Source organism: Janthinobacterium sp. P210006 (genome assembly GCF_036231885.1).
Taxonomy (GTDB): domain Bacteria; phylum Pseudomonadota; class Gammaproteobacteria; order Burkholderiales; family Burkholderiaceae_D; genus Janthinobacterium; species Janthinobacterium violaceinigrum.
The window spans coordinates 889,940-904,653 of record NZ_JAZARD010000002.1 but is presented as its reverse complement, the minus strand read 5'-3'; the positions used below and the strand labels follow the sequence as shown (position 1 = coordinate 904,653).

Sequence of the window (14,714 nt, the reverse complement as noted above, 5' to 3'; positions counted from 1 at the left end):
AAGGTGTGACAGGGGTATTACAGCAACATTCTGTCCAATGAATAGCAACCTTATCAGGCTTTGCGTTGCAGGGTGACAAAGGCGTAAGGCAGGCCGGATTTCTCCGAGACATGCGCCTCGCGCGCGGTTTCTTGCCATACGGCATGATCCACGGCAGGGAAAAACGCGTCGCAGTCAAAAGTCTGGCCGATTTCCGTGATGATCAGGCGCTGCGCCAGGGCCAGCGACTGCCTGTAGATGTCGGCGCCGCCGATGACATAGCCTTCGGCGCCGTCGAGCAGCGCGATGGCCGCTTCCAGCGACGGCACCGCTTCCACGCCCTCGTGGCGCCAGTCCGGATTGCGCGTGATGACGATGTTGCGGCGGTTCGGCAGCGGCCGGCCGATGGAGTCGAAGGTCTTGCGGCCCATGAGGATGGGGTGGCCCGTCGTCAGGCGCTTGAAGTGCGCGAGGTCTTCCGGCAGCTTCCACGGCAGGGTGTTGGCTATGCCGATGCCGCCTTGCTGGTCGGTGGCCACGATGATGGTCAGTGTGCTCATTGGTTCTGTGAAAGTGGTGGGGGCATGGCCCGATGCCCGTCATTATCGTTGAAATTGCCTGCCGCCTCCAGATGCGCACGCATGGCGTCGGCCAGCGGACGGGGCGCTTCCAGCGGAATCATGTGGCCGGTGTTGTCTTTTAGTAAGTGCAAGGTGGCTTGCGGCAGGCGGGCCGCCATGTCGCGCAGGTCGTCGGGGTTGACGAGCTTGTCGTCCACGGCGCCCACGATCAGCACGGGAATATCGAGTTCCGGCAAGCGCGCCATCAGGTCGGGGCGGTCGATGGTGGTGAGAAATTGCGCCAGCAACACCTCCTTGCCCAGGTCCAGCCCCATCTGCTGGATCAGGCCCGTGATGCCGGCGTCCTGCAAATGCGACGGGTGCAGCAGTTCGCGCAGGCGCTGGCGCGTGATGCCCGCATAGGCATTGCGCTCGAGCATGGTGACGATGCGCTGGCGCGCTTCGACTTCCGCCGGCAGCAAACCTTTGGCCGAATTGGCGATCAAGGTGAGGGACTTGACACGTTGCGGGTGCACCAGCGCATGTTCGAGCGCCAGGTAGGCGCCCAGCGAAAAGCCCACCAGGTGCGCCTGCCCGTCGCTGTGGCTGGCAATCATCTGCTGCATCTGCGCGCGCGTGCGCGCCTCGTGCAGGGGCACGTGGTGCACATGGATGGCATCGCCCAGGGCCGGCGCCAGGCGCGACCACAGGCGCGCGTCGCACAAGGTGCCGGGGATGCAAACGAGTCGCGTGGTGTTTTCAGGCAAGTTCAAACCGGGGATCGCATCGCTCATGATGGTGAAAGTTCTGTCGAGCGGCATTATCCGTCATTTCGGCCAGCAGGGCAGCGGCGCAATTTTTTCTGCATGGCATTATTTTCAATAGTGCGCGGCTGGCAAGCCTGGACTTTATGGTAGGCTCATGGCTCATCAAGCCGGGGAGCCGGCCCAGTGACCTGAAACACCGAATGCAACCCACTAATTGAAGAGGAATTACCATGGCGATCAGTTTGCAAAAAGGCGGCAATGTCAACCTGAGCAAGGAAGCTCCTGGCTTGAAGAAAATCGTGATCGGCCTGGGCTGGGACCCGCGCGCCACCGATGGCGCCGCTTTCGACCTGGACGGCAGCGCCTTCCTGCTGAAAACGGATGGCAAGGCCCGTTCCGATGCTGATTTCATTTTTTATAACAACCTGAAGTCGGCCGATGGCTCCATCGTCCACGCGGGCGACAACACGACGGGCGGCGGCGACGGCGACGACGAGAAAATCGCCGTCGACCTGGCCAACGTGCCTGCCGACATCGACAAGATCGCCGTGGCCGTCACGATTCACGATGCGGAAAACCGCAAGCAGAACTTCGGCATGGTGGGCAAGGCCTACATCCGTTGCCTGAACGGCGACAATGGCGCGGAAATCGCCCGCTACGACCTGTCCGAAGACGGCTCGACGGAAGCGGCCATGATCTTCGGCGAAATCTACCGCGCCGGCAGCGAATGGAAATTCAAGGCCATCGGCCAGGGTTTCAAGGGCGGCCTGGGGCCTCTGGCACGTTCGTTCGGCATCAACGCCTAAGAGCTCCGGAAAACGGCCCATGGCGGCGTTGCGTCACCTCGCCGTACTATGCGTACTGTCTTCGGTGACGCGCCTTGCCCTGAACCGTTGTCCGAAGCTCTTTTAGCCTTGTTCAAGAATACAGCACGGCAGTCCATGGCGGCTTTGCTCCGCCAGGGACTGACTGTACATTCGTACCGCCTTCGGACGACGGACCTTGCCCTGAGCCGTAGTCCCAAGCTTTCACACCTGAGTATATAGTCCCATGGAAAACCTGATCAAGGGGCAGCGCCTGGCGCTGTCCGGCCTCGTCACGGGCAATGTCGTGCAACTGGGCCTCGCCACTGCGGGCGTGGCGCTGGACTTTGCCTGTTTCGGCCTCGATGCCGCCGGCAAGCTGTCCGACGACCGCTACATGACCTTCTTCAACCAGCCGCGCACGCCGTGCGGCGGCGTGGAAGCATCGGCGCCGGCCGGCGACCTTGCCGGTTTCAGCTGCCAGCTGGAGCGCTTGCCTGCCTCCATCGAACGCCTGGTCGTCACGGCCGCCATCGATGGCGACGCGACCATGGCGCAGCTGGGCAGCGGCTATCTGCGCCTGCTCGACGGCGGCCGCGAGCTGGCGCGCTACGCGTATGGGGGCGCTGATTTTTCCCAGGAAAAAGCCGTGATGCTGGGCGAGTTCTACCGCAAGGACGGGGGCTGGCGCTTCATGGCCGTGGGCCAGGGTTTCAATGGCGGCCTGGACTCTCTGGTCGCGCATTTCGGCGGCGAAGTGGCGCAGGCCGATGCCGCGCCCGCGCCGGCGCCCAAGATATCCCTGTCGAAAATCTCGCTGACCAAGGCGGGGCAGACGCACAAGGTATCGCTGGATAAGGGCGCGGGCGCGCCGAAAAAACTCATCGTCAAGGCCAGCTGGGTCGATAACGGCGATGGCGACGACGATAACGACGATCTCGATTTGCGGGTCGGCATCCTCTTGCCGAATGGCCAGATGCGCTTCATCCAGGCGCCGGATACGGCTGGCAACTTCGACGCCATGCCCTATGTGCGCCACCTGGGCGACGTGGCTGGCGCCTCCGGCAAGGAGCCGGCCACGGAAACGGTGGAAGTCAATCCCGCGCTGGCGCACCATTACGGCGGCACCGTGGGCCTGGTCTTCAGCGTGTATTCGGCGCTGGCCAACGGCGCCGTGTCCGTGGCGTCCATGCGGCCGAAAATGGTCATGCAATACGGCGAGCAGACCGTCGAGTGCGCGTTCGACTTCCGCCTGTCCAAGGCGGCCGAGGACGACACCGTCTACACCTATGTGATCGGCATGGCGCGCATCACGGGGGACAGCATCATCCTCGAGCCGTCCGGCAAGACGTCGGAGCCAGGCAGCGAGGCGACGCCGTGGCTGAGCTGGCAGGGCGAGAACCTGCAGCTGGCCTTCAACGGTCCCGTCGTCTTCAAGGGCGAGGACAAGGATGATGAAGACGATTTCAATGCGGACAATCCGCGCCGCTACATTGCCTAGTACCTGAATACTAACTGGAGACATTGATGGAAACCTTGGCCAAGGGCCAGCGCTTGCCGCTGGCCAATCTTGTTCCCGATGGCGTGCTGCAGATCGGCGTCGCCGCACAGGGGCTGGCGCTGGACGTGGCCTGCTTCGGCCTCGATGCCGGCGGCAAGCTGTCCGACGAGCGCTACATGACCTTTTTCAACCAGCCGCGCACGCCGTGCGGCGGCGTGGAAGCGCGCGCCGGCAGCGGCGGCGACATGGCCGAGTTTGCCTTGCAGCTGGCGCGCTTGCCGGCCGGCATAGACCGCCTCGTCGTGACGGCCTCCATCGATGGCGGGGGCGTGATGTCGCAGCTGCAATCCGGCCACGTGCGCCTGCAGGCAGGCGGGCGCGAACTGGCCCGCTTCGCCTTTGCGGGCAATGATTTCGCGCAAGAAAAAGCCGTGATGCTGCTTGAACTCTACCGCAAGGATGGCGGCTGGCGCTGCATGGCCGTGGGCCAGGGTTTCAATGGCGGGCTGGACGCGCTGGTGCGCCACTTCGGCGGCGAAGTCGACCAGGCCGCGCCAGCAGCAGCTGCGGCCCCGGCAGCCGCGTCTGCCGTCGTGCAAGCCAAGCTCAACCTGGAAAAACGGGTGGAACGCGAGGCGCCGCAACTGGTCAGCCTCGTCAAGCAGGCTGGCGTGTCCTTGCAAAAAGTGGGCCTGTCGGAGCACCGTGCCAAGGTCTGCCTGTGCCTCGATATCTCCGGTTCCATGGGACGGCTGTACAAGGAGGGCCTGGTGCAGCGCTTTGCCGAACGCATCCTGGCCCTGGGCTGCAAGTTCGACGACGATGGCGAGATCGACGTTTTCCTGTTCGGCAAGAACGTTCATCATCCGGCGCCCATGGCCTTGAGCAACTGCAATACCTACGTGGGCCAGGCTATACAGCGCCACCCGCTGGAAGGCGACACGCGCTATGGCGCCGCCATGCAAGCGATCCGCGCGTTCTATTTCCCCGACGTAGCCGGCGGCGAACGCACGCGGCCCGTCGCGGCCGAGCTGCCCGTGTACGTGATGTTCGTCACGGACGGCGGCACCAGCGACCAGGCGACGACGGAGAAGCAATTGCGCTGGGCCAGCAATGAACCCATCTTCTGGCAATTCATGGGCATCGGCAAGGGGCGCAAATCGAAAAGCAAGTTCCTCGCCGCGTTTGCCGATTCCGACTTCCCCTTCCTGGAAAAGCTCGACGAATTGCAGGGGCGTCTGGTCGACAACGCCAACTACTTTTCCGTCGGCTCGCCTGACGAGCACAGCGATGCGGAACTGTATGACTTGCTGATGACGGAATATCCGGGCTGGCTGAAACTGGCGCGCGGCCATGGCTTGCTGCGCTAGCGCAAAGGTGGCGCACAGTACATCGGATGAGGCTGTACGACCACAAGTGGAAGAGATTTGTAAATTGAAGTAAATAACAATGGTTCGCATTTGCTTTGCTGCCGCGACTCATGGCATGCTTTGAACGTGCTCTCACGCTGCGGCGTAGCGCCTCATCCGTAGCGTCTCCATTATTTTTTAGCCAAATGCATAAACTTCTTTTCCACTGTCTGGCAGGCGGCAGCCTGCTGGTCTCCGGCGCCGCCGTCCAGGCGCAAACCGTCAGCGGCGACGCCGCCGTCAAGCCCGCCGCACCGGCACCGGCCAAGGCGCCCGCCGTCGATGCTCCCGCGACCGTCAGCGTGACGGCCGAACGTCCCACGGGCCGCATCGACCGGCAAGTCTACGACGTCAAGTCCGACGTGGGCAGCACCAATGGCACGGCGGCCGACGCCTTGAACAATGTGCCGTCCGTGGCCGTCGATCCTGACGGCAGCGTGTCCTTGCGGGGCAGTAGCAATGTGCAGATATTGATCGATGGCAAGCCGTCGGCCATGCTGCAGGGCGATTCGCGGGGCGCCACCCTGAACGCCATGGCGGCCGACGACATCGAGTCGGTGGAAGTGATCAACAATCCCGGCGCCCAGTTCGGCAACGAAGCCGGCGGCGGTCCGATTTTGAACCTGGTGATGCGGCGCAACCGCAAGCCGGGCGGCTTTGCCACCGTGAATGCGAATGCGGGCATCGCGGGACGCTACAACAGTTCCGTGTCCGGCACCTACAACGAAGGGCCGTGGGGCTACCAGGGCGGCATCAATGTGCGCCATGACGGCCGCAATTCCGTGGGCGAAGTCAGCCGCGAGCGCCTGGACCGCGGCACGGGTGCCTTTGCCCCCAGCAGCCAGAGCTCCACCAGCAATGGCTTGAACGACTCGCTGGGCTTGCACGGCACCGTCAATTACAACCTGAACACGAATGACACCCTGGCCGCCAGCGTGTCGTACAACGGGCGCAGCAACGACCAGCGCTCGCTCGACCGCTACATCAATGGCGACAGCACGGGCAGCACCATCGGCGACTATGTGCGCAGCACCGTGCGCAACGGCGACAGCCGCAATTACAGCTGGGGCGGGCGTTACGATCACAAGGGCGAATTGCCGGGCGAAACCCTGAAAATCGACTTGCGCGTATCGTCGTCGACCAACGAGAGCGACAGCGATTACGCCAATGCCTATGCGATCGCGCCCGTCAACGCCTTCGACAGCCGCGCGCGCCAGCACAGCGAAACGGGCAACCGCATCGTCGACTTCAGCGGCGACTACGAACGTCCGCTGGCGGGCGGCACGGCCAAGCTGGGCTACAAGGTGGCCGACAACAAGAGCAGCTTCGACACCCTGTACACGGACATCAATCCGGCCAGCCTGGCGGAAACCGTCAATCCCATGCGCAGCAACCGTTTCGAGATGGACGAGCGCACCATCGCCCTGTACGGTTCCTACCAGATGCGCCTGAATGAACGCTGGGGCGCGCTGGCCGGTTTGCGCGCCGAATACACGGACTTGAACGTGCGCCAGATCACGGGCGGCGTCGAGGCCGGCAATAATTACATCAACTACATCCCCAGCCTGTTCGCCACCTACAAGGTCAATGACGAGAGCAATCTGCGCTTCAGCTATGCGCACCGCATCCGCCGCCCGAACGCGGGCGACCTGAACCCCTACGTGGTGTACCGCGACGAATTTAATGTGTCGGCCGGCAATCCCAAGCTCAAGCCCACGCAGACGGATTCGTTCGAGATCGGCTATGAAACGAAGATCGCGGGCCTGGAAAGCAGCTTGCGCGCCTACCACCGCCGCGATACGGACGCCATCGTCGATTACCGCTACTTCATCAGCGACAACGTGCTGCTGACCACGCGCCAAAATGGCGAAGGCAGCCATTCGAGCGGCCTGGAGTTCAGCGTCAGCGGCAAGCTGACGCCGTCTCTGACCCTGAACACGAGCGGCAACCTGGCGCGCAGCCAGCAGACCAGTTCCGACGATCTGGGCAACCTCAGCACGCGCACAGCAAATGCCCTGAGCGGCCGCGCGCGCCTCAATTACCAGGTCAATGCGGATAACCAGCTGCAACTGGCCCTGCAAATGCAAGGCAAGATGCTGTCGGGACAGGGTTACCGCTCGCCGAACAATACCTTGAATATGAGCTGGCGCCACACGGTGACGCCGCAGCTGAGCCTGGTCATGAACGTGACCGATGTGTTCAGCACCAACAAGATGGAAACCGTCATCAACAGCGCGTCTTTGCGCGAGACGAGCACGCGCCGCTTCGACGGGCGCATGATTTATGTGGGCTTGTCGTACCGCCTGGGCGGCGCCACGACGGCGGCGAAAGAAGGCGAGCGCGAACCTCGCTTCGGTCCGCCGGGCGGACGGGGACCAGGCGGTCCCGGCCCCGGCGGCGAGGGACCGGGCTAAGCCCGGCCAGGCAGCCTAGGCAGCGGCGGCGATTTCCTTGAGGAAGTCGACAAAGCTGTCCGCATGGCGTTCAAAACGCCATGCGCCTGCGCCGTGCTCGGCCGTGTAGATGGGCGCGTCGCCGTCAGCGATGGCTGACAAATCCAGGCAATACGGATCGGCGCCCGCATCGGCAATCACCACGTAGTGGACGGGCCAGCCGGCAAGGACTTCCTGGTTGACAGGATTGCAAGCGTACCCGTGCTGCCCCTTGATCAGCTCTGCCGCGCCGTACAGATGCAGACCCTGGAAGTAGCGCTTGCTGTCGATATACACGCGCAGCGGCGAATAGCGGGCCAGGAAGTGCCGGTATTGTTCCGGCAAAGTCCAACGCTGGTCGATGGCGGCCAGGTCGGCATTCTCCGCAATGACCAGCCAGTTCGACGGGCGCGCCAGGTCCTGGTCCTTCTTGCGTTCGGCCGCCAGTCTCTTTTCCAGTTTTGCGGCCGCCTTTTCCAGTGCCGTGCGTGGATCGTCCAGCGAGGCATGCGTGGCCGGAGCCGCAAAGCCGTGGCCATCCGGGTAGCCGTCCGCTTGCCAGGCCAGCACCTCGGCCACGCGCAGCTGCTCCGGCTTCCAGTGGCCGGGATCGGTCATCAAGCCCCGGTCGAAGGGCTGGCCGCTGGCGATGGCCAGGCTCTTGATGGCCTTGGCGCGCGTGCTGGACCTGGCGGCGTCCGCGGCGGCGAGCGCCACCAGCGGGCCGTAGGCGGCCTTGCCCATGCTCTTGAGCATGCCATCGACGGCCCAGTAGCTGAGCTCGGGCACAGCCAGGCAGGCGGTAAAGAAATCGCCGCACTCGCCAGGCTCGACCAGCGCGATGATGTCCGTCATGAGGAAGTTGCGCCAATGCAGCAGCTGGCCATCCTTGGCGTAGCCGATGAGGATGTCGAGTACGGCGCGCCGTTCGTCCATCCCATGCTTTTTGATCAGGCGGTCTTTCAGCCGCGCGAACTTGTTGCCATCGGTTTCGTCAAACAGCTTGCGGTGCAGGGCTGCAAGGGGAGTGACCGCCATCAGACGGCCATCGCCGCCTTGATGGGCGCATGGTGTTCATAGCCTTCCAGCGAGAAATCGGACGGCTCGATCTTTTCCAGCCATTCCGGCTCGTACTTGCCCGTCTTCGCATACTCGGGCACGCGGTCGGAAATGACGAAGCGCGGTGCGGGGAACGGCGTGCGCTTCAATTGCTCTTCCACCATGTCGAGGTGGTTTTCATAGATGTGCGCATCGCCGATGAAATACGTGAACCAGCGCGGCGTATAGCCCGTCAGGCGCGCCACCAGGTGCAGCAGGGCCGCGCCTTCGGCGATGTTGAACGGTGTGCCCAGGCCGATATCGTTGCTGCGTACATATAAGCACAGCGAGATTTCGCGCGTGCTGGCGTTCGGGATGAACTGGTACAGCAAATGGCAGGCGGGCAGGGCGACGGCGTCCAGCACGGCCGGGTTCCAGCCGTGGAACAGGATGCGGCGGCTGCCCGGATTCGTCATGATGGTGTCGAGGCACTCGCGCAGCTGGTCGACGGCCTTGTACAGCAAGACCTTCTGCACGCCGTCTTCGGCGATGGGAGCGATCAGGGTAAAACCGTTCGCTTGCGCATCGGCAATTTGCGCGGGCTTGTCGGCGTCGAGCAATTTATACGCGGGCCATTGTCTCCACTGCACGCCGTACACGGGGCCCAGGTCATCCTCGCCTTCGCGGTAGGGGTTGGCCAGCCATTGCGCGTTTTCATTGGCGTTCTGGTCCCATACCTTGCAGCCCAGCGCGCGGAACTCGGCCGCGTTGCGCGACGCGCGCAGGAAGGCGCACAATTCGCCGATCACGGATTTGAAAGCCAGTTTCTTGGTCGTCACGGCGGGGAAATTGCCGTTGGCCAAGTCGAAACGCATCATGGCGCCCGGCACGCTCAGGGTGCGGATGCCCGTGCGGTTGTCTTGCCAGCTGCCCGTTTCGAGCACGGTCTTGATCAAATCTTGATATTGCTGCATGTATTTCTCCAACGGTAAGGATGGTGATTGTAACGCAGGCGCGACAGGCGGGCTGCGGGCCGCACACATAATTACGCTGCGGGCTCACCTGCAAACATGACTCTGTGGTAATTTGTGTGTCCTTGAGGAAATACACAGAAACGGCAGATGCTGCACCATGTTCTTGCGACAATTTGTAAATAATAACAACGCCGCCGTGGTGGAGATGAGCAGGGCCGATTTTTTCAAGGCCAACCTGCGCCTGATCCTGGCCTGGCCCTTGCTGGGGCTGGTCCTGTGCGCGGTGCTGTGGACGGCCACCTTGCTGCAGCTGGAGGCGGAAAAGAAAGTGGCGCAGCAGCAGGCGCTCGACAGCGTGTCGTCGCTGTCGAAAGCGTATGGCCAGTATCTGCTGCGCACCCTCGAGCAGATGGACCAGCTGACCTTACAGCTTAAATATGAGTGGGAAAATTCGCGCGGCCAGCTGCGCCTCGATCAATTGAAGACGCAGGGCATGTATGCCTTGCCGCAATTTGCCATCGTCGCCATCCTCGACCGCAAGGGTCACCCCGTGACGGCCACGGCGCCCCTGCAGCGCCTGCGGGTCAACGAGCGCAGCGATTTCCTGTTGCGCCACTGGCGCAGCAATTCCAGTGCGCTGCGCATCGCGCTGGGGCGGGCCAGCGAGGCGGCCCCGTCAGCGCCGGGCGCGGGCGAAAGCCTCGTGCATTTCACGCGCCGGCTGGAAGACGAGGATGGCAATTTCGACGGCGTGCTGCTGATTTCCATCCACTCCAGCTATTTTTCCGAATTCTATAACAGTGTCAATTTCGGCAAGTTCGGCATGTCCGCCATGGTGGGCGAGGAGGGCGAACTGTTCAGTACGCGCCTCGGTTCGCGCGTGCTGCCCACGCATGGGAGCCAGGGCACGCCGTTTCTCGACACCAGCTTCCTGGAAACGGAAAGCGGCGCCCTGCATTCGGGCGGCAGGATCGCTTTTTCTGACAAGCAAAGCCGCTACGTGGGCTGGCAGGCGCTGAAAGCCTATCCGTTTACGGCCGTGGTCGGGCTGTCGGACGGCGAAATGCTGCACCCCTACGAGGAAACGCGCACCATCTATATCGGCATCGCCCTGGCCGTCACCGTGCTGCTGCTGGCCTTTGCCGCCGTCGCCACCGTGCTGTCGCTGCGCCTGGCGTGGCGCCACCACCAGTCCGAAGGCGTGCGCAATGCCTACCGCATGGCCACGGAAGGCACGAGCGACGGCTTTTACATCATTGCCGCCCTGCGCGGCGAGGATGGCAGCATCCTCGACTTCGAGATCGTCGACTGCAACGAGCCGGGCGCCGGCTATTTCGGCGTGCGGCGCGAACAGTTGCTGGGCATGCGGCTGCAGTCGCGCGCCCACGAGCCGTATTTCCGCGACCTCATCCATAATTACCGGGCCGCCATGCAGTCCGGCTTTTCCGAGGAAGAGATCGAGCTGCCGGAAGGTAACCCGTTCAAGCTGCGCTGGATACGCCGGCGCCTGGTGCGCAGCGGCGACCGCCTGGCCGTCACCCTGCAGGACATCAGCACGGCCAAGGAGCACGAGCGCGACTTGCGCCGCCTGGCCAATGAAGATGGCTTGACGGGCTTGCCCAACCGCTACTGGCTGCAGCAATTCCTGCCCGGCGCCCTGGGGCGCGCCGCCATCGCGCGGCAGATGCTGGCGCTGCTGTTCATCGACCTCGACGGTTTCAAGGATATCAACGACACGCAGGGCCATGCCGAGGGCGACAAGGTGCTGCGCGCCGCGTCCCTGCGCCTGAAGGCCGTGCTGCGGCCGGGCGACCACGTGGTGCGCCTGGGCGGCGATGAATTCGTCGTCGTGCTCGACCCCGTGGAAGACGATAGCCGCGCCGAGCAGGTGGCGCAGCGCATCGCCATCGCCTTCGACGAACCGTTTTACCTGGGTAGCGAACGCCACAAGATGGGCGCCTCGATCGGCATCAGCCTGTATCCGCGCGATGGGGCCGAAACGGAAGTGCTGCTGAAGAACGCCGATATCGCCATGTACGCCGTGAAGGTGGCGGGCAAGGGCCATCACCGCTTCTTCCAGCCCGAATTGTTCGAAACCATCCGCAACCGCCGCGAACTGGAACAAAGCCTGGTGGCGGCGCTGGAGCAGGACCAGTTTCTCGTCGTCTACCAGCCCAGGGTCGACGCCATGAGCGGCCAGCTGTGCAGCATGGAGGCGCTGGTGCGCTGGCAGCATCCGCAGCATGGCATGGTGCCGCCGCTGGAATTCATCCCCGTGGCCGAGAGCAGCGGCCTGATTTCGCAGCTGGGCGAAGTCGTCATCGAGAAGGTGTGCCTGCAGATGGCGCGCTGGCAGGCCAGCGGGCTGGAACTGGTGCCCGTCTCCATCAACGTCTCGGCGCGCCAGTTCGGCCGCGGCGACGTGCACCAGGTGCTGGCGTCCGCGCTGGCGCGCCACCGCATCGATGCGCGGCTGATCGAGGTGGAAATCACGGAATCGGCCATGATGGATGAGCAGAACCGCGCCGTGGAGCAGCTGTCGGCCATCCGCGCGCTGGGCGTGCGCCTGCTGGTCGACGATTTTGGCACCGGCTATTCCTCGCTGTCGCAGCTGCAGAAGTTCGCCATGGATGGCTTGAAGATCGACCGCGCCTTCACCATGGAGCTGGGGCGGTCGGAGCAGGGCGAAGTGTTCGTGCGCGCCATCCTGTCGATGGCGCATGCACTGGGCATGAGCGTGGTGGCCGAAGGGGTGGAGACGCGCGAGCAGCTCGACATCCTGCGCGCGCTGCAATGCAACGAAGTGCAGGGCTATTTCATCTCGCGTCCCGTGCCGGCCGAACAGATGCTGGCGCTGATGCACCAGCGCTTTCTGATACCGCTTCCAGCCCCCGTGCTGCCCCCCTGCAGCCCCGTGATTGGCGAGGAAAACAACGCTGTTTCATAAAAAGAGCGAACGTTCGCTTTTTTCTAAAAAATATTATATGCTTCGCTCATGCCGTCAGTGAATTGGAGTTCACGGCGGCAAGAAAAGTGCAAGACGGGTCAGGTTGAGATGCCCGCGATAGTATGCCGAAGACAATTTCATATAATAAAGAGAGACTAACTTGAAACATAAATATCTGCCCCTCCTGATCGTTGCCGCGTTCGCCGGCATCTCTTCCACAGCACAAGCATCGGGCTACCGTTTCGGCTCGCAAAGCGTTTCCGCCCAAGGTACGGCCGATGCCAGCGGCGCCGAAGCGGGCGACGCCTCGACCATTTTCTACAACCCGGCCGGCCTGTCGCGCCTGGAAGGCACGCAGTTCGTCGGCGGCGGCACCCTGGTGGTACCGCATTCGACCTACGCGGACTCGGGCTCGAAGCCTTTCTTCCCCGGCAATCGCGCGCCTTACTCGGAAACCAAGGACTATGCGCCGGACGCCGTGTTCGCGCCAGCCTTGTACGCCAGCAAGAAGATCAATGATCAATGGACCGTCGGCGCGGGCCTGTTCGTGCCGTACGGCGCCAAGCTCGACTATGGCAACGACTGGTATGGCCGCTACGCGATCACCAATATCAAGCTCGAAGCCATCGCGCTGAATCCTTCCGTGTCGTTCAAGCTGGACCAGCACCACTCGTTCGGTTTCGGCATCACGGCCGAATACATGAAGGCGGAACTGGGCCAGGGCGTGGACGTGCCGGGTTCGGTCGCCTACCTGGGCAAATATGCGCCTAGCGCATCGCAGGCCTTCCTGTCCAATATCGCCAAGACGCAAGGCCTGGCTGCCGCACAAGCTGCAGGCGCCGCGCTGCAAGGCCCGATCAAGGATGGCCACGCGTCGATGGATGGCCACGACTGGGGCTTCGGCTTCAACCTCGGCTACCTGTACCAACTGAACGAAGGCACGCGTTTCGGTATCGCCTACCGCTCGTCGATTTCGCACAAGCTCAAGGGCAGCACCATCTGGGACTTCTCGCAAGTGACGTCCAATCCTGCCGTGAACGCCTTCATCGCCAAAGCCTCGAACAAGGTCAATTCGCAGGCGCTGGTGGAACTGCGCACGCCGGAAACCCTGTCGGTCAACGCCTTCCATCAGATGGATGATCGCTGGGCCCTGATGGGCGACGTGACCTGGACCCGTACGTCGCGCCTGCAGAACCTGGACATCCAGTTCCCGCCGACGGCCGAAGGCGCCGAGCGCATCCGCCAGCAGTGGAAAGACACCTACCGCGTGTCGCTGGGCACCAACTACAAGTACAGCGAAAGCCTGATGCTGCGCGCCGGTATCGCCCACGACCAGGCGCCCGTACGCAGCGCCGAACTGCGCCACCCGGCCTTGCCGGACAGCGACCGCATGCAGTACTCGATCGGCGCGAACTGGAAGCTGAACGCCAATTCGTCGATCGACCTGGCTTACAGCTATATCGACTTCAAGGATGCTGAAGTCAACTACAAGAATGACTGCTCGCCGGTGATGGCTGGCTGCACGGGCAACGGTGAAACCACCAAGGGCCTGTTCAAGACCCGCATGCAGTTGATCGGTCTCGCTTATAACTACAAGTTCTAAGCAGGTAGTGGCGGCCAACCCGGCCGCCATGCAAGGAAAAGGCGCCTTCGGGCGCCTTTTTTTGTGCCATGCAGAATTAAACTTACTTTTCGAAAATGTTAATTCATCATTATAATAAAGCGTGATGTACGGCATTATTGGCACGAAAACCACAAGGGCAAACCATGCGATTTGATACCGATCAAAGTGACAGTAAAGAAGCGGAACACCTGGGTGTACCCGCAGATGTCTCCGTGAAACCATTGCCGCGGCCCAGCGCCCAGCGCAGCGCGATGCTGGCATCATGAGCGCCCCGTTTCACGCGCCGCCGCAATTCCCCATGCGGCCTGGCGTTGGCGACACGCCCGTCGGCGCAGTGATCGCCTTTGCGGGCGCTACCGCCGGCGCTGTCATGGAAGCCTGGGGCTGGATGCTGTGCGACGGGCGCATGCTCGACAGCGCGTCGTATCCGGAACTGTATGCGGCGCTCGGGTATCTGTATGGCGGTTCTGGAGGGCAATTCCAGCTGCCCGATTACCGGGGCTGTTTCCTGCGCGGCCACGATGGCGGCGCCAGCGCCAGCGCGGAGCCGGGCCAGGGCGCGGGACCCTTGCCGTCCGATGCGCAGCCGAAAAGCGCCGACGTCAGCTATCTGATCAAATTTACCTACGGCATGGGCGCGCGGTTCCCATTCCCGGCGTAGCCACGGCAAGGTCATTCAT

Annotated in this window: 11 protein-coding genes; 7 read left to right on the top strand and 4 right to left on the bottom strand. The window is 62.9% G+C overall.

What is annotated here, in order from left to right:
• Nucleotides 1-53: 53 nt before the first annotated feature.
• The gene (locus VPH41_RS12485) at nucleotides 54-539 is read right to left on the bottom strand and encodes a dihydrofolate reductase (RefSeq protein ID WP_328570258.1); all 486 of its coding nucleotides are present in this window, start codon (nucleotides 537-539) and stop codon (nucleotides 54-56) included.
• Nucleotides 536-1,360: an alpha/beta fold hydrolase gene (locus VPH41_RS12480; RefSeq protein WP_328570257.1), complete on the bottom strand. Its 825-nt coding sequence runs from the start codon at nucleotides 1,358-1,360 to the stop codon at nucleotides 536-538. Before VPH41_RS12480 ends, VPH41_RS12485 begins: the two co-directional genes overlap by 4 nt.
• Before the next feature lie 176 nt (nucleotides 1,361-1,536).
• Here VPH41_RS12480 and VPH41_RS12475 point away from each other — a divergent pair, with 176 nt between their 5' ends.
• From VPH41_RS12475 to VPH41_RS12460, 4 genes are all read left to right on the top strand, one after another.
• Entirely contained in the window at nucleotides 1,537-2,112 is a 576-nt protein-coding gene (locus VPH41_RS12475) for a TerD family protein (protein WP_076571516.1), read from the top strand.
• A gap of 244 nt (nucleotides 2,113-2,356) precedes the next feature.
• Nucleotides 2,357-3,610, top strand: a complete 1,254-nt coding sequence (locus VPH41_RS12470; protein ID WP_328570256.1) for a TerD family protein — start codon at nucleotides 2,357-2,359, stop codon at nucleotides 3,608-3,610.
• 26 nt (nucleotides 3,611-3,636) lie between these two features.
• Nucleotides 3,637-4,980 carry a VWA domain-containing protein gene (locus VPH41_RS12465; protein WP_328570255.1) on the top strand — a complete coding sequence of 448 codons (1,344 nt, stop codon included), beginning with the start codon at nucleotides 3,637-3,639 and terminating at the stop codon, nucleotides 4,978-4,980.
• Nucleotides 4,981-5,165: 185 nt separating this feature from the next.
• A complete protein-coding gene (locus tag VPH41_RS12460) occupies nucleotides 5,166-7,433 on the top strand; it encodes an outer membrane beta-barrel family protein (protein WP_328570254.1) in 2,268 nt (755 codons plus the stop codon).
• Nucleotides 7,434-7,448: 15 nt separating this feature from the next.
• Here the strand turns inward: VPH41_RS12460 and VPH41_RS12455 are convergent, their stop codons facing one another.
• Both VPH41_RS12455 and VPH41_RS12450 read right to left on the bottom strand, forming a co-directional pair.
• Complete coding sequence (locus VPH41_RS12455; protein ID WP_328570253.1) at nucleotides 7,449-8,489, bottom strand: SMI1/KNR4 family protein; 1,041 nt, start codon at nucleotides 8,487-8,489, stop codon at nucleotides 7,449-7,451.
• Entirely contained in the window at nucleotides 8,489-9,463 is a 975-nt protein-coding gene (locus VPH41_RS12450; RefSeq protein WP_152259015.1) for a thymidylate synthase, read from the bottom strand. The genes VPH41_RS12455 and VPH41_RS12450 overlap by 1 nt, the downstream gene beginning before the upstream one ends.
• Before the next feature lie 157 nt (nucleotides 9,464-9,620).
• On the opposite strand from VPH41_RS12450, the gene VPH41_RS12445 reads away from it, so the two are divergent.
• The 3 genes from VPH41_RS12445 (at nucleotide 9,621) to VPH41_RS12435 (ending at nucleotide 14,695) form a co-directional block, all read left to right on the top strand.
• Nucleotides 9,621-12,410, top strand: coding sequence for a bifunctional diguanylate cyclase/phosphodiesterase (locus VPH41_RS12445; RefSeq protein WP_226941040.1), 2,790 nt, complete (start codon nucleotides 9,621-9,623; stop codon nucleotides 12,408-12,410).
• A 160-nt stretch (nucleotides 12,411-12,570) separates the two neighbouring features.
• Nucleotides 12,571-14,013 (top strand): OmpP1/FadL family transporter, encoded by a 1,443-nt coding sequence (locus VPH41_RS12440; RefSeq protein WP_152281294.1) that lies wholly within the window; start codon nucleotides 12,571-12,573, stop codon nucleotides 14,011-14,013.
• 283 nt (nucleotides 14,014-14,296) lie between these two features.
• On the top strand, nucleotides 14,297-14,695 hold the full coding sequence (locus tag VPH41_RS12435; protein ID WP_328570252.1) for a phage tail protein: 399 nt from the start codon (nucleotides 14,297-14,299) through the stop codon (nucleotides 14,693-14,695).
• Nucleotides 14,696-14,714: the final 19 nt, after the last annotated feature.

Bases quoted from the DNA above. Each gene is read 5' to 3' on its own strand.
- VPH41_RS12485 (WP_328570258.1), bottom strand. From the start codon at position 539: ATGAGCACACTGACCATCATCGTGGCCACCGACCAGCAAGGCGGCATC.
- VPH41_RS12480 (WP_328570257.1), bottom strand. From the start codon at position 1,360: ATGCCGCTCGACAGAACTTTCACCATCATGAGCGATGCGATCCCCGGT.
- VPH41_RS12475 (WP_076571516.1), top strand. From the start codon at position 1,537: ATGGCGATCAGTTTGCAAAAAGGCGGCAATGTCAACCTGAGCAAGGAA.
- VPH41_RS12470 (WP_328570256.1), top strand. From the start codon at position 2,357: ATGGAAAACCTGATCAAGGGGCAGCGCCTGGCGCTGTCCGGCCTCGTC.
- VPH41_RS12465 (WP_328570255.1), top strand. From the start codon at position 3,637: ATGGAAACCTTGGCCAAGGGCCAGCGCTTGCCGCTGGCCAATCTTGTT.
- VPH41_RS12460 (WP_328570254.1), top strand. From the start codon at position 5,166: ATGCATAAACTTCTTTTCCACTGTCTGGCAGGCGGCAGCCTGCTGGTC.
- VPH41_RS12455 (WP_328570253.1), bottom strand. From the start codon at position 8,489: ATGGCGGTCACTCCCCTTGCAGCCCTGCACCGCAAGCTGTTTGACGAA.
- VPH41_RS12450 (WP_152259015.1), bottom strand. From the start codon at position 9,463: ATGCAGCAATATCAAGATTTGATCAAGACCGTGCTCGAAACGGGCAGC.
- VPH41_RS12445 (WP_226941040.1), top strand. From the start codon at position 9,621: ATGTTCTTGCGACAATTTGTAAATAATAACAACGCCGCCGTGGTGGAG.
- VPH41_RS12435 (WP_328570252.1), top strand. From the start codon at position 14,297: ATGAGCGCCCCGTTTCACGCGCCGCCGCAATTCCCCATGCGGCCTGGC.